Below are 23,625 nucleotides of genomic sequence, written 5' to 3'. Positions count from 1 at the left end.
TCCCCCATATCTCTCCGCAGTGCCGCCTCGCACTGCTCTGCACCCGGGCTCGGGCCGTCCCCCGGACGCCCGAGCCCGCCGGCACCTTGCCGGTGTGTGTGGCGCTCCTGCCCCCGAGTTCTGCACCTCAAAGCACAGTTGAGCAAGACGAGAGGTTCGGGCCGGCTCCTGGCACCATCCCCTCCTGGATGCGTGCCGTGCGCCGAATGCCCGGTGCGGATGCGAATGCCCCATGCCGCGAATAGCGTCATCCCGACCGCCATGTACGGAGTGTGCTTGATCTTTCACTCCACGTGACAGGAAGAGGAGCATCCGCATGCGCGTATCCACTGCTGCCACCGCGGCCGCGCTCGGCGCCGCCGCCCTGCTGGCCTCGACGGCCGGCACCGCAACCGCCACCCCCCAGGCCGATCCCGCCGGCGGCCACGGCAGGCCGCACGTAGTGAATCTCGACGGTGCGCAGGAGGTCCCCGACCCGGGCGACCCCGACGGCACCGGCCGGTTCGTGTACCGCATCTCGCACGGCAAGCTCTGCTACAGGCTCAGCGTCCAGGACATCGCCACCCCCACCGCGGCCCACATCCACATCGGGCAGCGAGGCGAGGCGGGCCCGGTCATCGTCACCCTGAACACGCCCCCGGTGGACGGCTCTTCCCAGGGCTGCATCCGCGCGCAGCGGACGCAGACCCCGGCCAACCAAGCGACCGTGCTGACCTACTGGGAGCTGGAAGGCATCAAGCGGAACCCGTTCTTCTTCTACACCAACGTCCACAACGCGGAGTTCCCCGCAGGCGCCATCCGCGGCCAGCTCTGACCGCACACACACCCTGACCCCGCGGTGCCGCGACCGGATCCTCGCGGCACCGCGGGGGGCGTGCGTCCCGCCGCACGGCAGATGGGCTGCCGCCGCCAGGTGACCGTCCAACTGCCCGAGAGCGGGAGACGGTCATCGCGTCGCAGGTGAGCGCCGGTGCCGTGATCACCGCGAAGGGGGGCGATCCGGCCTGCTGCGGCCGTTCGGCGGTCGTGATCCCGCGCGGGCGCGGACGGCCGCGGCGCGGCGGGCGCCCTGCGCTACGGACAGGGAGTTGAGGAACGCGGACGCTTCCCTCAGGATGACCGCCATGACAGCTGATCAGGGAGTCCCGGGTCGCCCGCTGCTCAACCGGCGCCTCGCGGAGTTCGGCACCACGATCTTCGCGGAGATGTCCGCTCTCGCCGTCCGCACGGGCGCGATCAACCTGGGACAGGGCTTCCCCGACACCGACGGCCCCGAAGCGGTGCGCGAGGCCGCCGTACGGGCGCTGCGCGACGGACGCGGGAACCAGTACCCGCCCGGCCCCGGCATCCCTGAGCTGCGCACGGCAGTCGCCGCCCATCAGCGGCGCTGGTACGGGCAGTTGGGCCTCGACCCCGACCCGGAGACCGAGGTTCTGGTCACCGCCGGCGCCACCGAGGCCATCACCGCGGCACTGCTCGCGCTCCTCGAGCCCGGCGACGAGGTCATCGCCCTGGAGCCCTACTACGACTCCTACGCCGCCGCCATCGCCATGGCCGGCGGCACCCGCGTCCCCGTGACGCTGCGGCCGTCCCCCTCGGAGGGCGGCGCGCAGGGTGAGGGCACCTTCCGGCTGGATCTGGACGAGCTGCGCGACGCCGTCACCGACCGCACGCGACTGATCCTGCTCAACACCCCGCACAACCCCACCGGCACCGTGCTCAGCCGCGACGAGCTTGCGGCGATCGCGGAACTCTGCGTCGAGCGGGGCCTGCTGGCGGTCACCGACGAGGTCTACGAGCATCTCGTCTACGAGGGCGAGCACATCCCGATCGCGTCGTTCCCCGGCATGCGCGAGCGCACCGTCACGATCAGCTCGGCCGGCAAGGCCTTCTCCTTCACGGGCTGGAAGGTCGGCTGGGTGACGTCGACGCCGGAGCTGGTGAGCGCGGTGCGCTCCGCGAAGCAGTTCCTCACATATGTCTCGGCCGGACCGTTCCAGTACGCGGTCGCCGAGGCGCTCGCCCTGCCCGACAGCTACTACACGCAGCTGCGTGAGGACCTGCGCGCCCAGCGTGACCTGCTCTCCGAGGGACTCGCGGAGGCCGGGTTCGGCGTCTTCCGCGCACCGGGCACCTACTTCGTCACGACCGACATCCGCCCCCTGGGTGAGAGCTCCGGCATCGACTTCTGCCTCGCGCTGCCCGAACGCTGCGGCGTCGTGGCCGTACCGACGCAGGTCTTCTACGACCACGAGGCGGCGGGCGCCCCCTTCGTCCGCTTCGCCTTCTGCAAGCAGCAAGACGTGCTGGCGGACGCCGTCAGACGGCTGAAGGGTGCGCCCGGCTGAGGGTGCCCGCCCCTGTCCCCGTAGCCGCTCGTCACGGGTTCACGGGGTGATCCCGGGGGCGGAAGCCGAGCGGTCCGGCGTCGACGTGACCGCCGGGCGGGAGCGTGATTCGGCCCATACACTACAAAAACGGGCAATTCGTCCACCACCGTCATGGAAGAACATGCCTAGAGCCTCGTTCACTCTGGATCACGCGGCGCACGTGACTTCATGGAGCCCCGCTGCCGCCGCATGGTTCGGCAGGCCGGCCGCCAACGTGCTCGGCCGCCACTGCCGCGTGCTCTTCGCGGAGACGGCCCTGAGCGCGCTGGCCGAGGCCAAGGGGCGCGCGGCGGCCGGGAAGGACTCCAGCCGGGTCGTGCCCATGACGTTCGGTGACGGCGCGCAGCAGGACGTGCTGCTGACCTGTTCCCCGCTGAGACAGGGCGACCCGACGGGCAAACCCGGAGGAAAGTCCACCACCGGCCTCCTGTGCGAGGTCAGCGACCTCGCACAGGACGACGGCCAGGGAGAGGCCGAGGGAGGCGGCGTCACGCGGGTCCCGAACGGCGACCATCCGGACTTCATGGACGCCTTCGTCCAGACCTCCCCGCACGGCATGGGGATCCTCGACACCGATCTGCGGTACGTCATGGTCAACGACGTGCTGGCCGACTTCAACGGGATCCCGGCAGAGGAGCACGTCGGCCGCAGCGTCAGCGAGATCGTCCGGCCCGCGGACCGGGGCGAGTACGAGAAGCACCTGCGCAAGGTCCTGGAGACGGGCGAACCGCTGCACAACGTCCTGATCTCCGGCCGTACGGAGGGTCACCGGGACCGTGACCACGTCTGGTCGGTGACGTTCTTCCGTCTGACCTCCGGGGACGGCCGCGTACTGGGCCTGGGCGGTCTGATCGTCGACGTCACGCAGCGGCAGACCGCCCTGCTGGAGGCGTCCGCCGTGCGCCAGAGGCTCGACATGGTCAACCAGGCCGGCAACAAGGTCGGCACCACCCTGGACATGACGAAGACCGCCCGCGAGCTGACCGAATTCGTCGTGCCGGACTTCGCCGACGTCGCCACGGTCGAGATACGCACCGATTTCCTCGACGGCAGCGCGTTCGCCGACGCCGGCAGGCCGGTGACCACGGTCCTGCTCGCCGGACGCGCCGCGCCGGACGACCCCTCGGGCCTGCCGCGCTCCGCCATATCCGGCGGAAGGCATGTGCACCCGGTGGGCTCGCACGCGCACACGAGCCTGTTCTCGGGGCTCTCCTGGCACGCCGAGAAGCTTCAGGGAGAGCAGGCCGCCGCACTCTCCTCCGAGGAAGCCCTGCCGAGCCTCCGGGAGATCGCCCCGGGTTCGGTGGTGATGACGCCGCTGGTGGCACGCGGCCGGTGCCTCGGACTCGTGACCTTCGGCCGGTCCGCGGACCGCGACCCCCTCGACGAGGACGACAGGCGGGTCGCGGAGGAACTCGCCGCGCGCACGGCGCTGAACCTGGACAACGCCCGGATGTACGACGACGAGCGCCGGACCGCGCTCGCGCTCCAGCGCAACATGCTGCCGGGCGAGAAGGACATACCCGCACGCCAGGGCCTGGAGATCGGCTACCACTACTGGTCCACGAGCCGTTTCGCCGACGTCGGCGGGGACTGGTTCGACGTCATCCCGCTCTCGGGCCACCGCGTCGCGCTGGTCGTCGGCGACATGATGGGCCACGACATCCACGCGGCGGCCGGCATGGGCCAGCTGCGCACCGCGATGCACACGCTCGCGAGACTCGACCTGGAGCCGGTCGACCTGCTGACGCGGCTCGACAACATCGTGGAGATCAGCCCCGCGATGCAGCACGCCACATGCGTGTACGCCGTGTACAACACCGTGACCCGGGAGTGCAGCATCGCGAGCGCGGGCCACCCGCCGCCGATGCTGCGGCACCGGGACAGCTCCACCGGGCTGATCCCCGTGGAGCCCGGGGTGCCGCTCGGCATCGGGCTCGGGGTGCCCGACTACCCGGTCACCGACCTGGTGCTGCCCGAGGGCGGCACGCTGGCGCTCTACACGGACGGACTGATCGAACAGCGCGGCAAGGACATCGACGAGGGCATCGAGTCCCTGAGGTCCACGCTGGCCGCACCGGGTCCGTCCATCCTCTCGGTGCAGGACTGGTGCGACAACGTGGTCGGCAAGCTCGCCCCCTGGTCGGCGGGCGACGACCTCGTGGTCCTCATGGCACGGGCCACGCCCATGCCCGGACACCGCAGCGTCCGCTGGACCCTCCCGCCCGAGGCCGCCATGGCGTCCCGCGCCCGCAGGCTCATAGACCGGACGCTGGTCGACTGGGGGCTCGAAGACCTGCGGGACACGACACGGCTGCTGGCGAACGAGCTGATCACGAACGCGTTCCGGCACGGACGGGGAGACGTCGGGATCCAGCTGGCCAAGGGCGGAAGCCTGGTGGTGGAGGTCTCGGACGCCGACGAGCGCCTGCCGCACCGTACCGAGCTGACCTCCGACGGCCAGTGGGGACGGGGACTGGTGCTGGTCAACGAGCTCGCCGGGAAGTGGGGAGCGCGGTCCGTGACCTCCGGCAAGGTGGTCTGGTTCGAGCTTCCGATCAACGGCTGACCTCGGGAGCCCGTATCCCGTACCGGAGTTGACCGGGTACCTCCGCGCGTCGGCGCATATGCTGGAGGTACGTGAGTGCAACAACCTGGCGCCAGGGACCGGGACCGGACCGCAGACGTCCGATCGTGACCGGTCCGATCGGAACTCGGGGGCCGCGTGGCCAGGGTGAAATACGCCGACCCTGCGAGCATCCGCCATGACACAGCAGGCAGTCACCCCCAGGACACAGTCGGGCACGGACACGCTGCTGCGCCGCTTCGACGCAGCAGCGGAGCGTGACCCGTCGGCCATTGCCGTCCGGTCCGGCGCGGCCGAGGCGACGTACCGCACGCTCAGCGATTCCTCCCGCGCACTCGCCCGGCAGCTGGGCCCGCTCGTGGAGGACCGCCCCGGTCCCGTCGCCGTACTGATCGAGCCCGGCCCTGACCAGGTGAGCGCCGCCCTCGCCGCGATGCGCTGCGGCAAGCCGTATCTGCCGGTCGATCTGTCCTATCCCCGGCAGCGCATCGACAGCATCCTCGCCGACGCCGCCCCGGCCGCCGTGATCGGCGGACCGGACCCGCATTCGCACGTCTCCGCCGGGGCGTGGGGGGACTCGGCGCGGGTGACGTCCGACGACGCCTACGTGATCTACACGTCCGGCTCGACGGGAAGTCCCAAGGGGATCGTGATCCGGCACGAGGGCATCCTGAATCTCCTGGACGAGTGCGTGGCCAGACGCGAACTCGCACCGCGCACCCGGTACAGCACGTGCGCGAGCCCGGGGTTCGACGCGGCAGTCCTGGAGACGTGGACGTCGCTGACCACCGGTGGCGAACTCGTCGTCACGCCGGACAGCCGTCGCTGGCACCCGGCGGAGTTCTCGCAGTGGCTGGCCGAGGAGCGCATCGGGCACGCGTACGTCCCCGCCGCCTTCCTCCCGGCCCTGGCCGAGGGGCTGCGGTCCGGGCTCGACCTGCGGTCGCTGGAGCGGATCATCGTCGCCGTCGAGCCCATACCCCGGGGTCTGCTCGGCGAGATCAAGCGGGCCCTTCCCGGACTCACGCTGATCAACGGTTACGGCCCCACCGAGGCGTCGGTGTGCGTGTCGATGTACGAGGTGACGGAGGCCGACGAGGGGCCGGAACGAACACCCATCGGCACGGCGATACGGGCGACCGACCTGCTCGTCGAGCCGCTGGAGGCGGAACCTGACGGCACGGCGGTCCAGGCAGCCGAGGCGACGGACGGACACGGGCCGGGCCTCGCGGACGGCGCCGAGGGCACACGAGGAGAACTGCACATCGGCGGCGTGGGAGTCGGGCGCTACATCCACCCGCAGGACGGGGACCGGCCCGCCTTCTACACGCGCACCGCGGAGGACGGCACGCAAGGGACCTACTACCGCACCGGTGACATCGTCCGGGTGGACGGCGACGGCGTGCACACCTTCCTCGGCCGGGTCGACCACATGATCAAGATCCGCGGTCACCGGGTCGAGCCGGGGGACGTGGAGCACGCGTTGCTCGACCAGCCCGGTCTCGCGCAGGCCGTCGTGCTCAAGCGGCCGGCGGCCGGGGCACCTGCCGAAGGCACGGACGGCACAGGCGAAGGCACGGACGGCACAGGCGAAGGCGCACGCGGCACCGGCGCCGCCGCCGCGGCGGACGGCACCGGCACCGGCGGCGCTTCCGGCGCCGATCAACTCGTCGCGTACGTCGTCCCCGCCCCCGGACCGGCCGGCCAGTCGCTCGACCTGGCACGCGTGCGCAAGCAGCTCCTCGAGCGGCTGCCCTGGTACGCGGTGCCCCACCGGATCGTCGTGCGCGAGAGGTTCCCGCTGACCGAGCACGGCAAGATCGACAGGGCGGCCCTCGCCGCCGACACCCACATCCCGGACCTCGCCCCCGCGGCCGGCGAGCACCCCCAGGACACCTCGGTCGAGCCCGAACTCCTGCGACTGTGGAACGAGGTGCTGGGCGGCACGTCCGGCGCCGCGGACCCCCGGCTCTCCTTCCTGGCGAACGGCGGGGACTCGCTCGCCGCGGGCCGGATGGCGGCCACCCTCACCGAGCGCCTGGGCAGGCCGGTGCCGGTGCTCGACATCCTGCTGACGGACGACCTCGGCGACCTCCAGGAAGTGGTGAGCAGGACGCTCGCCGAGACGTCGCCGCCGAGCGCCGTGGCAGGCCCCGCCCCTGCCGAGCCTCCGCAGATACGGGCCGCACAGCCCGGCGAACCCGTCCCGGCGACGTACGGGCAGCGCGGCCTCTGGTTCCACGACTCGCTGCACCCCGGCAGCACCGTCTACAACGAACCCCTCGCGCTGCGCCTGCGCGGTCCCCTCGACCGGGACGCGCTCTCCTACGCGCTCGACACCGTCGTCGAGCGGCACGAGGCCCTGCGTACCGACCTCGTCATGAGCGACGGCGCGCTGCGGCAGATCGTCCGCCCGGCGGAACCGGTGGAGCTGACCACCGAGGATCTGAGCACCGCGGCGGACAGGGACCGGGACGCCGAACTGCGGCAGGCCGTACGGGACTCGGTGCACATACCGTTCGAGCTCTCCCGCGGCCGGCACCTGCGCGCACACCTGGTGCGGTGCGGCGACGAGGAGCACCTGCTGGTGCTGACCCTGCACCACAGCGCGTTCGACGGGGCGTCGGCGGACATCCTCTTCGACGAACTCTCCACGCTGTACACGCAGTACACGACCGGTTCCATGGAGGGCCTCGGCCCGCCCGAGGGACAGTACGCCGAATTCGCCCTGTGGCAGCACGAGATGGTCGCCGGCGGCCATGTGGACGAGGACGTGGCGTACTGGCGGGAGCAGCTCGCGGGCCTGCCGGACAGGATGGATCTGCCCACCGACTTCCCGCGCCCGGAGACGGCCTCGGGGAACGGGGCGCTCGTACGCGGCCACCTGTCGCGCGAACTGGTCGAAGATGTGGAGGAGTTGGCCCGGTCCGGCGGGGCCACCCGCTACAGCGCGTTCCTGGCGGCCCTCCACGTGCTGCTCTCCCGGTACTGCGGCACCGACGACGTGGCCGTCGGCACGCCCTTCTCCGGCCGCGACCGGATACGGACGGCCGGAGCCGTCGGCTACTACCTCAACATGCTGCCGCTCCGCGCCGATCTCGGCGGCGCCCCCTCGTTCCGGCAGCTGCTGACCCGCACCCGGCAGACGGTCACCGGTGCCTACGCCCGCCAACAGGCGCCCTACGGGCTGCTGATGGAGGAACTGCGCCGGACCTCCGGGGTGGAGAACCCTTATCTCCAGGTGTGCCTCGTCCCCGAGGACATCTACCGGCACGAGATGACGTTCGCCGGGATCGAGTCGGCCTTCGAGTACTACGACACGGGCATCGCCAAGTTCGACCTCACCGTCAACCTCATCCCGGACGCCGGGGGCGGCCTCCGCCTGACCGCGGAGTACAGCACCGACCTGTTCCGGGCGGCGACCGTCGAGCGCCTGCTCGGTCACTTCCGGACGCTCCTGGAGTCCGCGACCGCGGAGCCGGACATGCCCGTGCAGGAGCTGACGATGCTGACGGGGGCCGAACAGGCACAGATCCTCGGCACGTTCGCGGGCGGCCCGCCGGAGGCGGCCCCGCACGGCACGGCCGGCGCGGCTGTCTGCGTGCACGAACTGGTCGACCACTGGGCGGAGTCCACGCCCGGGGCCGTCGCACTGGTGACGGACGAGGAAGAGCTCACCTACCGGGAACTGGTGCGCCGATCGGACCAGTTGGCCCACTATCTCGCCGAGCGGGGTGCCGAGCCCGGTTCACGGGTGGGCGTCTGCCTGCCACGCGGCAGCGACGCGGTCGTCTCCTTCCTCGCCGTCCTCAAGACCGGCAGCGCGTATGTGCCCCTCGACCCGGCCTATCCCGAGCACCGGCTCTCGTTCATGGCCGAGGACGCGGATCTCGTCGTCACTCTCACCGAGGAACTCCTCGACGAGGACCGGGCGGCGATCGCGGCCGGCCCGGCCCGCGCGCCCGCCGTCGCCATCACCGGCGAGGACATCGCGTACGTCATCTACACGTCGGGATCCACCGGGAAGCCCAAGGGCGTCCAGATCCCGCACGGCGCCGTCGTCGACCTCGCGCTCGGCGCACCGCGCTGGGCCGGGCTCGGCACCGGAACGCGGCTGCTGCTCGTGGCGTCCCTCTCCTTCGACCTCGTCACGTTCGACATGTGGGGCACGCTGGGCAACGGCGGGCGGCTCGTCCTGCCGCCGTCGGGCGTGGTCACCCCCGACGGGCTGGCCTCCCACATGGCGCGGCACGAGGTCACGCACGCCGACATGCCCACGGCGCTCTTCCACCGTCAGGCGGAGGCGGCGCCCTCCTCGCTCTCCGGGCTCGACACGCTCGTGGTGGGCGGTGAGGTTCTCAATCCCGCGCTCGCCGCGGCCGCCCTCGAAGCGGCGCCGGGCATGCGGCTGATCGACGCGTACGGGCCGACCGAGGCCACGACGTACGCCACGTACCACGTCATGAACTCCCCGGACGAGGTCACAGCACCGGTGCCGATCGGCCGCCCCACCCCCAACACCCGGGTCCGCATCCTCGACGGGCACCGGCAGCCGGTGCCGGTCGGCGTCGTGGGCGAACTCCACCTGGGCGGGCCCGGGCTCGCCCAGGGTTACCTGGGCAGCCCGGAGCTGTCCGCCGAGCGCTTCACGGACGATCCGTACGGTCCCCCGGGTGAACGGCTCTACGCGACCGGCGACCTCACCCGCTGGCAGCCCGACGGCACCATCGACTACGTGGGCCGCGCCGACGAGCAGATCAAGCTGTACGGCTTCCGCGTGGAGCCGGGCGACATCGAGGCAGCCCTGCGCACGCACCCGCACGTCACGCACGCGGTCGTCACCAGGCGCGAGGACCGGCCCGGCAGCCCCTATCTGGCCGCGTACTACACGACGGCCGCCGGCCAGGAGGTCTCTCCACGGGAGCTGACCGACGTGGCCGCCGCCAGGCTGCCCGCGTACATGGTGCCGCGCGTGCTCATGGCCCTGGAACGCTTCCCGCTCACCGAGGGCGGCAAGATCGACCGTACGGCGCTGCCCCTCCCGCCGGCCGCGGGCGGTGTGCAGGACGCGGGCGGTCAGCAGGGTGAGCCGCAGGCGGTCGGCGAAGGCGCCCCGGAGGCCGGGCGTCAGGCGGAGGCCCCCGAGCCGGGCGCGGAGGCGGAGGCGGAGGTGCCGGCGGCCGAACCGGGGGCCGCGGTGCCCGATCCGGCCTCGGTGCAGGAGCAGATCACCGCGATCTGGCGCGACGTCATCACGGTCGACTCCCTCGACCCGGACGAGCGTCTCTTCGACATCGGGGGTGCGTCCCTGCACGTCACGCTCATCCACCAGCAGGTGGCCGAGCGCTTCGGGCTGGCGCGGCTCCGCATGGTCGACGTCTTCAGCCATCCGACGGTCCGCACGTACGCCGCGCATGTCCACAGGCTGTGCATGGAGGAGAAGGCGGGTGAGGGGAGTTGAACACCGGCACCCCGACGGCACCCGGCACGGGAAGTGCGCGAACGGCGATCGTGGGCATGGCGGGCCGCTTCCCGGGTGCGGCTGACATCGACGCCCTGTGGTCGATGCTGTCATCGGGCACGGAAGCCGTGCGCCGCTTCTCGGACGCCGAACTCCGCGCCGCCGGCGTCCCCGAGAGCCAGTCGGACGACCCGGACTATGTGCCCTTCGGCGCCGACCTGCCGGGCATCGAGGAGTTCGACGCGGACTTCTTCGGGATCACCCCGGCCGAGGCCCGGCTCATGGACCCGCAGCACCGGATCTTCCTCGAATCCGTGTGGGCCGGGCTGGAGGACGCGGGCACGCCGCCCACCGCACACGGCGGACGCATCGGCGTCTTCGGCAGCGCCAGCCTCAGCTCGTACCTGCTCCACAACGTCCTGCGCTCGGCGGAACACCGCGACCAGGCGTTCACTTATCCCGTACTGCTCGGCAACGACAAGGACTTCCTCGCGACCCGCGTCTCCTACGCGCTGAATCTGCGGGGCCCCAGCGTCACCGTGCAGTCGGCCTGCTCGAGTTCCCTCGTGGCCGTGGACCAGGCGTGCGCGGCGCTGCAGTCCGGGCGGTGCGACGTGGCGGTGGCGGGCGGGGTCAGCGTCTTCACGCCGCAGACCGTGGGCTACCGCCATCAGGCGGGCGGCACGTTCGCGCGCGACGGACACTGCCGTCCCTTCGACGCCGCGGCCTCGGGCATGGTGCGCGGCAGCGGCTGCGGAGTGGTCGTACTGAAACGCCTGGACGACGCGCTCGCCGACCGGGACCACATACACGCCGTCGTCGCCGGCAGCGCCGTCAACAACGACGGCTCGGCGAAGGCGGGTTACAGCGCGCCGGGCGCGATGGGCCAGGACGAGGTCGTCCGCGCCGCCCTGGACGTCTCCGGTGTTCCCGCCTCGGCCGTCGGCTTCGTCGAGGCGCACGGCACGGGCACCTACCTCGGCGATCCCATAGAGGTGGCGGCGCTTCAGCTCGCGTACGAGAGCACAGGCGACCCGCCCGGCGAGTGCGCCCTGGGCAGCATCAAGGCGAACATTGGGCACCTCGACGCGGCGGCCGGCGTCGCAGGACTGATCAAGACGGCCCTGGTGCTCCACCACCAAGTGGTCCCGCCGCAGATCAACTTCACCGAGCCCAACCCCGAACTGCGGCTGCCCGAGACGCCCTTCGTCGTCCACCGCCGGCCGACCCGGCCCGAGCGCTCCATCGACGCCGCCGCCGTCACCTCCCTCGGCATCGGCGGCACGAACGCGCACTGCGTGCTGGAGAGGGCGCCGGTTCCCCCGCCCCGTGCGGCCCTTCGGCCGGACCCCGGTGACGAGGGCCACGTGCTGCTGCTGTCGGCGCCCGACGCGGACCGCCTCCGCGACACCGCGAGCGATCTGCTCGCCCACCTGGAGGGGAACCCGCAGACACGGCTCGACGATCTCGCGTACACGCTGGCCCACGGCCGGCTTCCGCTGCAGCGCCGCACCAGCGTGACCGCCTCCGACCTGGAACAGGCGAAAGCGGAACTGCGCGCGGTGAGTGAGAGCGACCTCGGCGGGACGGCGGCGCAGGGCGAACGAGGCGCGCACGGCGCCGAGGACCCGAACGCCGTGCCGACGGGCAGCGCCGGCGATCCCGGCGATCCCGGCGACGCGCGGAAGATACGGCTGCCGGGACTTCGTCTGCGGCGCACCCGCCACTGGATCGAACCGGAGCCCGAGGACCGGCGGCCGGAGAGCCGCGGGGAGGAGCGGGAACGCACCGGTGCGGAAGAGGCGACGGGTCCCCTGGAGGCCGCCACCGGGATCTTCCGGGCTCACCTGGGCATCGCATCGGCGGGCCCCGACGACGACTACTTCGCGCTCGGCGGTGACTCGCTGCATGCCATCGGCCTCGTCGACGCGCTGCGCGGGCAGCTGGGCGCCGACCTGACGCTGGAGGAGTTCACGAGGCTGTGCACACCCCGCCGGGTGGCCGAGTGGTACGCGGCGCCGCACGACGAGGACGGCGACGCCGGCGACACGATGGTGCTGATCAAGGAGGGCCGCCCCGACCGCTCGGGGAAGGACACCCCGGTGTTCCTGATCCACCCCTCGGGCGGCTCGGTCTCCTTCGCCCAGGCCCTCGCCGCGCACAGCGGCGACGCGAGCCCCGTGTACGGCATCGGCTACCCCTCCGCGCTCGCCGGCACGCTGACCACCGTCCCGCGCATGGCACGGCACTACGTCCGCCTGATACGCCGGGTGCAGGGGCACGGCCCGTACCGCGTCGGCGGCTACTCGCTGGGCGGGGCGGTCGCGTTGGAGGCCGCCCAGCTGCTCACCGAGGCGGGCGAGGAGGTCGAGCGGGTGCTGATGTGGGACACGCCGCCACCGCAGCCGGGCGACCGCGCGCTGAGCGAGCAGGAGTTCCTCGATCTCTATCCCCAGCTGCTGCGCCTGATGTTCGGGCTTCCCGCCCCCGAGCCGGACCCCGCGCCGCGCACGGCCGACGAGGCCATCGAGTCGGTCCGCCCGTCGAGTTGGAGCGAGGCCACCGTCCGCGAACTGCGCACCATGTACGAGGTATGGCGCGTGTGCGACCGAGCCCTGGCCGCGTACCGGCCGCGCAGGTACAACGGTCCCGTCCACCTCTTCACGGCCGAACAGCCGCTCCCGGACGGGCTGTTGAGCGCGGCGGCCGGCGCACCCGCCGCCGGCTGCACGATCGAGGACTGGCGGCATCTGCTCACCGGCGAGCTGCGGGCGACGCCCGTCTCCGGCCACCACTTCAGCATGTTCGACGCACCCCGGCTGCCGAAGCTGGCGTACGCCTACGACCAGGCGCTCGGCGCGGGCAGAACAGGACGCACCCCGGCACCGGGCGGCGGGCAGCAACGCCCCTCAGCGCTGCTCTTCCCCGGCCAGGGCAGCCAGTTCGAGGGAATGGGACGTGAACTCTTCGCCCGCTACCCCGAGTTGACGGCGGAGGCCGACGATGTCCTCGGGTACTCGATCGCGGAGCTGTGCGCCGGGGATCCGCAGCGCCCGCTCAAGGACACCGCGTACACCCAGCCGGCGCTCTACACCGTGGGCGCGCTGGCGCTGCGGCAGCACCGGGAGGAGAGCTCGGATCAGCCGGCCGTCGTACTGGGGCACAGCCTGGGCGAGTACAACGCGCTGGAGGCCGCAGGGGTCTTCTCGTTCGCCGAGGGCCTGCGGCTCGCCGCGGAGCGCGGCGCGGCCATGTCACGCATCACCGGCGGCGGAATGATCGCCGTCAGCGGTCTCGCGGAGGAGGAGATCCGGGCGATCCTGGACGAGCGGGATCAGACGGGGGTGGACCTCGCCGCCGCCAACGCACCCCGTCTGCACACCCTCGCGGGCCCGGACGAGGAGCTCGACGACCTGACGTCCGTGCTGCTCGGCAGGGGCGCCCGCTCGGTGCGCAGGCTCGACGTGGGCGGACCGTTCCACTCGCGGCTGATGCGTCCGGCCGCGCGCGAGTTCCGCACCGTGCTGGAGCGGACCGCGTCCCGGTGGGCGCCGCCGTCCGTCCCGGTCATCGCCAATACGACGGCACGGCCGCACTCCGCGGACGGGGTCGCCGAGGAACTCGTCGCCCAGATCGACCACCCGGTCCTGTGGGGCCGCTCGGTCGAGCGGGCCATCGAGGACCACGACCCGGAGTTCCACGAGATCGGCGGCCGCCGCGTCCTCACTCCCATGATCACGCAGGTGAGGAACGCGCTGCGGAACGCCTGAGACAGCGACGGGCGCCCCGGAAGGGGGCGCCCGGCCGCCCGGCGTACTCGTGCGTCACGCGGAGCCGTCGGGCCCTTCTTCGCCGGACTCGGCGTCCTTCTCCAGACCGAACTGCTCGACGAGCCACCTGTCGAACTCGATCGACGCCCGCACCCAGCTGACGACGCTGGAGACGAAGTGCTCGAGCGAGACGCCGGTGCCGATCAGCAGCTGGGCCTCACCGATCAGACGGACGGTGCCGTCGTCGTGCGTGTGCGTGTAGACCTTCGGCCACAGCGTCCGCCGGTTCCAGTCGTCGATGGACTCCAGCAGCTTGGGCTTGTCCTCGATCGGGTGGGGACGGTCGTAGAACGTACGGACCGAGAAGACCTGCTGCTCCTCCTCGCCCCGGAACATGAAGTACGTGCGGAACTCTTCCCACGGCGCCGCGAGGTCTCCCTCTTCGTCGACGACGTACTTCAGCTCCATCTGCTCCAGCAGCTGCTTGACCAGCTCCTGGTCCGGGATGACCGGGCCGGTCGGGCCGGATTCCTCCGGGTCGGGCTCCTGGCCCCCGAAGTTCGGAATCGAGGACGGATCGATGCTCACCGTGTATTTCCCTTCGTACGGATGTCGCCATCCTCCACCATGCCGGGCCCTTCCTGGCAAGCGACGCGGGACCGGCCCGCGTCGCCGCCGGTCAGGCGCTCACAGCGTCCGCCTCGCTTCCCGGATCGCGCTCGGTGCTGCCGACCATCAGGCCGTCCCAGCCCTCGACGTGGTCGACGCGCACCGTGTCACCGTCGCGCACCTCGCCCGAGAGGATCTCCCGGGCCAGCGGGTCGCCGATCGCCGTCTGCACCAGACGGCGCAACGGCCTTGCCCCGTAGGCCGGATCGTTGCCCTCGCGGGCCAGCCAGGACAGTGCCTCGTCGGTGACCTCCAGCTCCAGCCGCCGGTCGGCGAGCCGCCGCCGCAGCGCGTCGATCTGGAGCCTGGCGATACGGCCCAGCTCGTCCCCGCTGAGTGCGGAGAAGACGACGACGTCGTCGAGGCGGTTCAGGAACTCGGGGCGGAAGGACGAGCGGACGGTCGCGAGCACCTTCTCGCGCTTCTCCTCCTGCTTCTCCAGAGGGTCCATCAGGTACTGGCTGCCCAGGTTGGAGGTCAGGACGAGGATGGTGTTGCGGAAGTCGACCGTGCGGCCCTGGCCGTCCGTGAGCCGCCCGTCGTCGAGGACCTGGAGCAGGATGTCGAAGACGTCGTGGTGCGCCTTCTCCACCTCGTCCAGCAGCACGACGGAGTACGGGCGCCGGCGCACCGCCTCGGTGAGCTGGCCGCCCTCCTCGTATCCGACGTAGCCGGGGGGCGCACCGACCAGGCGGGCGACGGAGTGCTTCTCCCCGTACTCGCTCATGTCGATGCGGATCATGGCGCGCTCGTCGTCGAACAGGAAGTCCGCGAGCGCCTTGGCCAGTTCGGTCTTGCCGACCCCGGTCGGGCCGAGAAAGAGGAACGAGCCGGTGGGGCGGTCCGGGTCGGCGACGCCGGCGCGCGTGCGCCGGACGGCGTCGGAGACGGACCGTACGGCCTCGGTCTGACCGATCAGGCGCCTGCCCAGCTCCTCCTCCATGCGCAGCAGCTTCTGGGTCTCGCCCTCCAGCAGCCGGCCGGCGGGGATGCCCGTCCAGGAGGCGACGACGTCCGCGATGTCGTCCTGGCCGACCTCCTCCTTGACCATCGTCTCGCGTTCGGGCTGGGACGCGGCCTCCTCCTCGGCGGCCGAGGCCTCCTCCAGCTCGCGCTCCACCCCGGGGATCTCCCCGTACAGCAGCTGCGACGCCGTCTCGAAGTCCCCTTCGCGCTGGGCGCGTTCGGCCTGGCCGTGCAGCTCGTCCAGGCGCTCCTTCAGCTCACCGACGCGGTTGAGGCCCTGCTTCTCCTTCTCCCAGCGGGCGGTCAGACCGCGCAACTCCTCCTCGCGGTCGGCCAGTTCGCGGCGCAGCCTCTCCAGGCGCTCGACGGAACCGGGGTCGGTCTCGTTGGCGAGCGCCATCTCCTCCATCTTCAACCGGTCGACGGCACGCTGGAGTTCGTCGATCTCGACCGGCGAGGAGTCGATCTCCATGCGCAGCCGGGACGCGGCCTCGTCGACGAGGTCGATGGCCTTGTCCGGCAGGAACCGCGAGGTGATGTAGCGGTCGGAGAGCGCCGCGGCCGCGACGAGCGCGCTGTCGGCGATCTGGACCTTGTGGTGCGCCTCGTAGCGCCCCTTGAGCCCGCGCAGGATCGCGATGGAGTCCTCGACCGTCGGCTCGGAGACCAGCACCTGCTGGAAGCGGCGCTCCAACGCGGCGTCCTTCTCGATGCGTTCGCGGTACTCGTCGAGCGTCGTGGCTCCGACCATGCGCAGCTCACCGCGGGCCAGCATCGGCTTGAGCATGTTGCCCGCGTCCATGGCGGAGTCGCCGCCGGCGCCCGCGCCGACGACGGTGTGCAGCTCGTCGATGAAGGTGATGATCTGGCCGTCGCTCTCCTTGATCTCAGAGAGCACCGTCTTCAGCCGTTCCTCGAACTCGCCCCGGTACTTGGCGCCCGCCACCATCGCGCCGAGGTCGAGCGCGACCAGGCGCTTGTCGCGCAGCGACTCGGGCACGTCACCCTTGACCACGCGCTGGGCCAGACCCTCGACCACTGCCGTCTTGCCGACGCCTGGTTCGCCGATGAGCACCGGGTTGTTCTTCGTACGCCGGGAGAGCACCTGCACGACGCGGCGGATCTCCTGGTCCCGGCCGATGACCGGGTCGAGCCTGCCCTCGCGTGCGGCGGCGGTCAGGTCCGTGCCGAACTTCTCCAGCGCCTTGTAGGTGCCCTCGGGGTCCGCGTTGGTGACCCGGCGGCTGCCGCGCGAGGACTGGAAGGCGTCGAGCAGCTTCTTGTCCGTGGCCCCCTGCTCCTTGAGCAGGTCGGCCGTCTGGCCGCCCTTGGCGGCGATGCCGATGAGCAGGTGCTCGGTGGACACGTAGGCGTCGCCGAGTTCCTTCGCGCGCTGCGTGGCGTCCGCGATGACGGCCAGCAGCGGCCGGTCGGGCTGCGGCTTGCCCACCGTCGATCCCTGGACGCTGGGCAGCGCGGCGATCTGGCGCTCCGCGCCCGAGCGGAGCGCCGCCTGGTCGGCCTCGACGGCTGCGATCAGGTCGGAGATGTTCTCGTTGTCCTCACCCTGGAGCAGCGCGAGCAGCAGATGGGCGGCGGTGATGTCCGGATGCCCGTCCGTCACCGCCCGGTCGCTGGCCGCGCTGATCGCTTCACGGCTCTTGTTGGTCAGCTCCGCGTCCACTGGCGTGCGTGCCTCCTTCGTATGCGGCTACTTGCTCGCTGCTAGCTTCAGCATCCAGCAAGTTGAGTCTATTCCACTCAACTATCACGGCACTAGATTCGTTCCCATGACGAGCATGGAAACGCACCCGCCGGAGCCGTCCGCCGCGTCCGCTCACGCCGCCTTCTGGACGGAGCGCCGCTACGCGACCCTCACCACCCTCCGGCCCGACGGCACACCGCACGTGGTGCCCGTGAGTGTGACGTACGAACCCGCCCCGGCGGGCCCGACGGACGGCCCTGCGCGGCCGGACGGGACACCCGGCACGGGCGTCGAGCGGGCAGTCGTGGGCACAGCGCGCGTGGTCACCCGCCGAACCAGCAGGAAGGCGCGCAACATCGCGGCGGCGGGCACCGGCGGCATGCGCGTCGCCCTGTGCCAGGTCGACGGCGGACGCTGGTCGACGCTGGAGGGCACCGCACGGATCCTCACGGACGCCGAATCGGTCGCCGACGCCGAGCGCCGTTACGAGGAGCGGTACGGGAGGCGGCCCAGCCCCAACCCCGAACGCGTATTGATCGAGATCACCGTCGACCGGACGCTGGGCATGAGCCGCGAAACCTGAACCACCGGCCGCCGAGCAGGAGTCGGGTCCCGGACGCAGGAGCGACGGCGGGCCCCGCCCCCGCCCGCCGGACCCGGGAGGCTGTGCCTGATTCGTCCGGACTCGGCGTCCGTGCCCGGCGTCCCGCTCAGTGCCTGTGCCCGACGTCCTGCTCAGCGCTCGTGCTTGGCGCCGAACTCCTTAAGGAGCCCGCGGGCCGACTTGGGATACGGCCTGCCCAGCAACTCGTTCTCGGAGCCGACCGAGGTCACGGCCACCAGCGTCCCCGCGCCCCGCTTCTTGTCGAAGCCCCGCAGCCAGGGACCGCCGCTCACCCCCTGCGTGAGCCGGCACGGGGTGAGGGACAGGGCGCCCACGTTGGCGGCCGGGATCTCACCGCCCCGGTAGCGATGTGCCTTGCCCGCGCAGTAGTTGAGCGTCTCCCCGTCGTAGGGCGAGGAGGCGGGGTAGCCGAGCGTGGCGGTGGTGCCGCCGGGCACGGGCTCGGTCTTGAGCTTGTTCGCTCCGTACACCTGCTGGATGGTGCGGCCGTTGCGCTTCTCCATCCGCAGGAACGCCCAGTCGTTGGGGAGGACGGACTCCAGGTCCTTGTGGGTGTCCCAGCCCGGCGCCGTCTTCCACGACTCCACCTTCCACCCGTGGGCGATGACGGCCTTCGGGGCGTCACCCGTGCCGCCGCGCCTGCCGCTCTTGTCGGCGTCCTTGCCCCTGTAGGCGGGCTGGAAGTACATCGCCACGGGCTTAACGGGGCGCTCCGGGCTGGAGATGCAGTGCGCGGCGGTGGCGACGACGCTGCCGCTCGGTGAGTCGATGATGGCGCCGGAACACGACTCCGCCTGATGACCCGGCAGCTTGGCGACGAGCTTCCCGACCGTCCGCACCGTTCCCTGCGGCCAGCGCTCCCCCTTCGAAGAGGGCGGATACGGCGCGGGCGCAGCCCCCATGAGAGCCAGCGACGTGGAGCAGGTCAGGAGGGCGGCGAGCGCCGCACGTGTCGACGTCATGCATATACGCTCTGCCTCCGCTTCCCCGGCGGCCAACCGCACACACCCGATCGGGTCATAGGCGCGATTCACGACCCGACCGCGCCCGGAACATGAGCACCACCCGCCCCGCCCTCTCGCCGCCCCGCCCGACGATCCGCGCCGTCACGGCACGCACCGTCCGGAACCGTCACGGCAGGCACCGCCAGCAGATGCCCGCCAGGACAGAGGCACGCGTCAGGACATGCGCCGACGGGCCTCGCCCAGGTCCCTCACCGCCTCCAGGATGTCGGCCTCCGTCCGCGCGGCGTACCCGAGGACGAGCCCCGGCGGACCGTGACGCTGACGGTGCCAGGACAGCGGCTGCACCTTGATCCCCCGCTCGAGCGCCGCCGACGCCAGAGCGGTGTCGGCGAACCGCCCGTCGTCGAAAGTGACCGTCAGATGCAGGCCGGCCGCGGCGCCGTGCACGGTCGCGTCCGGCAGATGCGCCCCGACGGCGCCGATCATCGCGTCCCGGCGACGGCGGTGCCGCCGCCGCATGAGCCGCAGTTGCCGCTCCAGCTCCCCCGACTCCATCAGCTTCGCCAGCACGAGTTGCGGCAGCACGGCGTTGCCGAGGTCCGTGTGCCGCTTGGCGTCCACCAGGGCCTCCCGGTAGCGCGGCGGCGCCAGCACCCACCCCACCCGCAGCGCGGGCGCCAGGAGCTTGGAGACGCTGCCGGCGTAGCAGACCCGCTCCGGCAGCATCGACCGCAGCGCCGGAACGGGAGGACGGTCGTAGCGGTGCTCCGCGTCGTAGTCGTCCTCGACGACCAGTCCGCCCTCGTCCGCCCAGCGCATCAGCTCACGGCGCCTGTCGCCGCCGAGCACCACGCCGGTGGGGAACTGGTGTGCCGGGGTCAGCAGCACGGCCGCGGCTCCGGAGGCTCGCAACCCGCCGACGTCGACGCCGTCCCCGTCCACCTCGACGGGCGGTGTGCCCAGTCCCCATCTGCGAAGCACCTGACGGCCCCCGAGCGAGCCGGGTTCCTCCACGGCCACCTCGTGCAGACCGTCCTCGCGCAGCAGTTGGGCGAGCAACGCGAGCCCCTGCGAGACGCCCGCGACGACGACCACCTCGTCCTCGCCGGCCCCGATGCCTCGGTTACGGGCCAGCCAGCGGGCCACCGCGCGGCGCAGCTCCGGCTCCCCGCGCGGGTCCCCGTAACCGAGCCCGTGGACCGAGAGCTCTCCCAGCACGGAGCGCTCGGCGCGCAGCCAGGCCGTACGGGGGAACGCCGCCAGGTCGGGCACGCCGGGCGTCAGATCGACGCGGGCGTGGACGGCCCGGAGCGTCTCGAGGATCTCCGTACGGGGTTCGGCGTCGAAGACCTCCCCACGCGCCGGGAGCCGCCGCGGCCCTGTCACCGCGGGGGCCGGAGCCGCGGCCGCGGCGACCACGACCGTCCCGCCCCGGCCGCGGCCCGCGACGTGCCCGTCCTCGCTCAGCCGCTGGTACGCCTCGGTGACCACGCCACGCGAGACCCGCAGCTCCGCGGCCAGCACCCGCGAGGCGGGGAGCCTGCTGCCCACCGGGAGCCGTCCGTCCGAGATCGCGAGCCGGAGCCGCCGGGCCAGCCAGCCGGCCAGCCCTCCCCGCGGTGCGTCGGCGATGTCGAGCTGGAGGAAGTCGGAACCCACCGCGGCCGACGCCGATACGGACCTGTCAGTTGCACTCTCTTTGGCCCTGTCCACAGGTCCATGGTCCCAGCAGAGTGAGGACGGACAGCGTCGACGACGGGTGCGGACCGCCCGGGAGGGAGGCCGACCAGTGACATCGGCCCGCTACGTACACGGCTACTCGGCGCGCGAGGCAGGCCGCCTCAGCGACCAGGCGAACACCCTCGCCGCGCTCCTGCACCAGGGCACGGCCTACCCGCCGGGCAGCCGTGTGCTGGAGGCCGGGTGCGGAACGGGCGCTCAGACCGTGCACCTCGTCGCCTCCAGCCCGCAGGCGCACATCGTGGCCGTCGACACCTCGGAGAGCTCGCTGGCCCTTGCCCGCGAACGTGTGACGGCACGGGCGCCCGGGGCGAATGTGGAGTGGCGCCGGGCCGATCTGTTCGATCTCCCGTACGGGGACGGGGAGTTCGACCATCTCTTCGTGTGCTTCGTGCTGGAGCATCTGCCCGAGCCGCGGCGCGCGCTGGCCGGGCTGCGCAGGCTGCTGCGTCCCGGAGGGACCGTCACCGTGATCGAGGGGGACCACGGTTCGGTGTTCTTCCACCCCGACAGCGCCCCCGCACACGCGGTGGTCGAGACCCAGGTGCGGCTCCAGTCCACGGGCAGGGGCGACGCGCTGATCGGCCGCCGGCTGCACCCGCTGCTGACCGAAGCGGGCTATGCGGGCGTGGACGTACGGCCACTCACCGTCTACGCCGACGGGAACCGGCCCGACCTCGTCCAGGGCTTCACCCGCGACACCTTCATCGCCATGTACGAACTCATCCGCGACGACGTCCTGGCCGCGGGCCTCATGACCCGCGCCGACTGGGACCGCGGCATCGCCGACCTGCACCGCACCGCGGAACCGGGCGGCACCTTCCACTACACGTACTTCAAGGCGGTCGGCGTCGCGCCAGGAGCCGCCGTCTGAGCTCCGGCGGCAGCAGTACGCTCACCGCCTCACCACAGGGCGAGGACGTCCCATGGGTCACACTCATGGACCCGGAGGGCAACGCGTTCTGCGTCCTGGGCCCGCGCAGGGGCTGAGACCCGGCGGCTGCAGCACGCCCCCGAGGCCCGCCGCCCGCCGGGAGCCCGTGGGTGCGTCAGTCGCGGCGCTGCTTCTTGGGGCGCCAGACCACCAGGGCGCCGGACTGGGGGTGCACGTCCTCGTACGGGACGAGGTCGCGGCGGTAGGAGGCGTGAACCTGGGCCTCACGCTGCTGCATGGCCGCCGCGGCGCCCTCGACCGCCTGCTGGAGCTCCACGACGCGGGACTTCAGCGCCGCGACCTGGTTCTCCAGCTCGATGATGCGCTTGATGCCCGCGAGGTTGATCCCCTCGTCCTGGCTCAACTCCTGTACCTGCCGCAGGAGTTCGATGTCGCGCGCCGAGTAGCGCCGGCCGCGCCCCGCGGCGCGGTCCGGAGAGACCAGGCCGAGGCGGTCGTACTGGCGCAGGGTCTGCGGGTGCAGACCCGAGAGCTGAGCGGCGACCGAGATGACGTACACAGGGGACTCGTCGGTCAGCTGGTAGGGGTTGCGTCGTCCACCTCGGCCGTTCACCTCAGTCTCCCTTCGCGGCCTTGAACAGAGCCGCCCGCGGGTCCTCCGCCGCGGTCGCGTCGCGGTAGGACTCCAGGATGCCCTTCGCCTTCTCGCTCAAATCCTGCGGAACAGATACGTCGATGGTGACCAGCAGGTCGCCCTTTGTCCCGTCCTTGCGCACGGCGCCCTTGCCGCGGGCCCGCATCGTACGGCCGCTGGGCGTGCCCGGTGGCAGCTTGAGCGTGACCGGCGGGCCGCCGAGCGTGGGCACCTTGATCTCGCCGCCGAGCGCCGCTTCCGGATAGGTGACGGGCACGGTCACCGTCAGGTTGTCGCCCCTGCGCCCGAAGACCGGGTGACGGTCGACGTGGACGACGACGTACAGGTCGCCGTGCGGGCCGCCCCGCTCGCCCGGTGCGCCCTTGCCGCGCAGCCTGATGCGCTGCCCGTCGCTGACGCCCGCCGGGATGCGGACCTGCATGGTGCGCGAACTCGTCGCCCGTCCCGACCCCTTGCACGTGTCACAAGGGTCCTGGGCGATGAGCCCGCGGCCCTTGCAGTCCACGCAGGGGTCGGTCAGCGAGAAGCCGCCACCGCCGCCCCGCGAGACCTGGCCGGTGCCGACGCAGGTCGGGCACACACGCGGTGAGCCGTTCTTGTCGCCCGTGCCGGCACACGCCTTGCACGCCGCCGAGGAGGACATCCGCAGCGGGACCGTCGCCCCGTCCACGGCCTCGGTGAAGCTGAGCGTCACCTCGGACTCGATGTCCTGTCCGCGGCGCGGCTGCGTGCGCGTACCGGCACCGCCGCGGTTGAACAGACCGCCGAACACGTCACCGAGACCGCCGCCGAAGCCGCCCGCACCGCCGCCGCCTCCGGGCTGACCGCCTCCGAAGAGGTCGTTCAGGTCGAAGTTGAAGCCACCCGCTCCGCCGGGACCACCGGGACCGCCGGTCCTGATGCCCCCGTTGCCGAACAGGGCGCGCGCCTCGTCGTACTCCTTGCGGCGCTTGGTGTCGCCGAGCACGTCGTAGGCCTCGGAGGCGTCCTTGAAGCGCTCCTCGGCCTTGGCGTCGCCCCGGTTGGCGTCGGGGTGGTTCTCCCTGGCGAGCTTGCGGTACGCCTTCTTGATCTCGGCTTCGGTGGCATCCTTCGGGACGCCGAGGACCTTGTAGTAGTCCTTCTCGATGAAGTCCTTCGTACTCATCCGCGGCGTCCCTCCTCCCCGGTGCCGTGTCCGCGTGTGCCGCTCTGTTC

The 23,625-nt window shown here is 72.0% G+C and carries 13 protein-coding genes; 7 read left to right on the top strand and 6 right to left on the bottom strand.

Going from position 1 to position 23,625, the window contains the following annotated elements; all coding sequences use genetic code 11:
* The first annotated feature begins 316 nt into the window (after nt 1–316).
* The 5 genes from G4Z16_RS17515 (at nt 317) to G4Z16_RS17495 (ending at nt 14,208) form a co-directional block, all read left to right on the top strand.
* On the top strand, nt 317–814 hold the full coding sequence (locus G4Z16_RS17515; protein ID WP_197351702.1) for a CHRD domain-containing protein: 498 nt from the start codon (nt 317–319) through the stop codon (nt 812–814).
* A 301-nt stretch (nt 815–1,115) separates the two neighbouring features.
* On the top strand, nt 1,116–2,348 hold the full coding sequence (locus G4Z16_RS17510; protein ID WP_425508091.1) for a pyridoxal phosphate-dependent aminotransferase: 1,233 nt from the start codon (nt 1,116–1,118) through the stop codon (nt 2,346–2,348).
* Between the two features lie 163 nt (nt 2,349–2,511).
* Nucleotides 2,512–4,959, top strand: a complete 2,448-nt coding sequence (locus G4Z16_RS17505) for a SpoIIE family protein phosphatase (RefSeq protein ID WP_197351700.1) — start codon at nt 2,512–2,514, stop codon at nt 4,957–4,959.
* 196 nt (nt 4,960–5,155) lie between these two features.
* Nucleotides 5,156–10,438: a non-ribosomal peptide synthetase gene (locus G4Z16_RS17500; RefSeq protein WP_197351699.1), complete on the top strand. Its 5,283-nt coding sequence runs from the start codon at nt 5,156–5,158 to the stop codon at nt 10,436–10,438.
* On the top strand, nt 10,435–14,208 hold the full coding sequence (locus tag G4Z16_RS17495) for a type I polyketide synthase (RefSeq protein ID WP_197351698.1): 3,774 nt from the start codon (nt 10,435–10,437) through the stop codon (nt 14,206–14,208). The genes G4Z16_RS17500 and G4Z16_RS17495 overlap by 4 nt, the downstream gene beginning before the upstream one ends.
* 54 nt (nt 14,209–14,262) lie before the next feature.
* Here the strand turns inward: G4Z16_RS17495 and G4Z16_RS17490 are convergent, their stop codons facing one another.
* Both G4Z16_RS17490 and clpB read right to left on the bottom strand, forming a co-directional pair.
* On the bottom strand, nt 14,263–14,796 hold the full coding sequence (locus tag G4Z16_RS17490; RefSeq protein ID WP_028437522.1) for a type III secretion system chaperone family protein: 534 nt from the start codon (nt 14,794–14,796) through the stop codon (nt 14,263–14,265).
* Nucleotides 14,797–14,887: 91 nt separating this feature from the next.
* On the bottom strand, nt 14,888–17,527 hold the full coding sequence (gene clpB / locus G4Z16_RS17485) for an ATP-dependent chaperone ClpB (RefSeq protein ID WP_197351697.1): 2,640 nt from the start codon (nt 17,525–17,527) through the stop codon (nt 14,888–14,890).
* Between the two features lie 106 nt (nt 17,528–17,633).
* Here clpB and G4Z16_RS17480 point away from each other — a divergent pair, with 106 nt between their 5' ends.
* Nucleotides 17,634–18,131 (top strand): pyridoxamine 5'-phosphate oxidase family protein, encoded by a 498-nt coding sequence (locus tag G4Z16_RS17480; RefSeq protein ID WP_197351696.1) that lies wholly within the window; start codon nt 17,634–17,636, stop codon nt 18,129–18,131.
* 152 nt (nt 18,132–18,283) lie between these two features.
* Here G4Z16_RS17480 and G4Z16_RS17475 read toward each other — a convergent pair whose 3' ends face one another.
* Entirely contained in the window at nt 18,284–19,135 is an 852-nt protein-coding gene (locus G4Z16_RS17475; protein ID WP_197351695.1) for a trypsin-like serine peptidase, read from the bottom strand.
* A 216-nt stretch (nt 19,136–19,351) separates the two neighbouring features.
* On the bottom strand, nt 19,352–20,851 hold the full coding sequence (gene pdxR / locus G4Z16_RS17470; protein WP_197351694.1) for a MocR-like pyridoxine biosynthesis transcription factor PdxR: 1,500 nt from the start codon (nt 20,849–20,851) through the stop codon (nt 19,352–19,354).
* 76 nt (nt 20,852–20,927) lie between these two features.
* Here pdxR and G4Z16_RS17465 point away from each other — a divergent pair, with 76 nt between their 5' ends.
* Complete coding sequence (locus G4Z16_RS17465; RefSeq protein WP_246530912.1) at nt 20,928–21,752, top strand: methyltransferase domain-containing protein; 825 nt, start codon at nt 20,928–20,930, stop codon at nt 21,750–21,752.
* 175 nt (nt 21,753–21,927) lie between these two features.
* Here G4Z16_RS17465 and G4Z16_RS17460 read toward each other — a convergent pair whose 3' ends face one another.
* Both G4Z16_RS17460 and dnaJ read right to left on the bottom strand, forming a co-directional pair.
* Entirely contained in the window at nt 21,928–22,386 is a 459-nt protein-coding gene (locus G4Z16_RS17460) for a heat shock protein transcriptional repressor HspR (protein ID WP_028437518.1), read from the bottom strand.
* 1 nt (nt 22,387) lies between these two features.
* Entirely contained in the window at nt 22,388–23,575 is a 1,188-nt protein-coding gene (gene dnaJ, locus G4Z16_RS17455) for a molecular chaperone DnaJ (RefSeq protein ID WP_197351692.1), read from the bottom strand.
* Nucleotides 23,576–23,625 lie beyond the last annotated feature (50 nt).

Source organism: Streptomyces bathyalis, from assembly GCF_015910445.1.
GTDB classification, from domain to species: Bacteria; Actinomycetota; Actinomycetes; order Streptomycetales; family Streptomycetaceae; genus Streptomyces; species Streptomyces bathyalis.
Note: the sequence above shows the minus strand (reverse complement) of the source record. Positions and strands in the feature narration are given on the sequence as shown.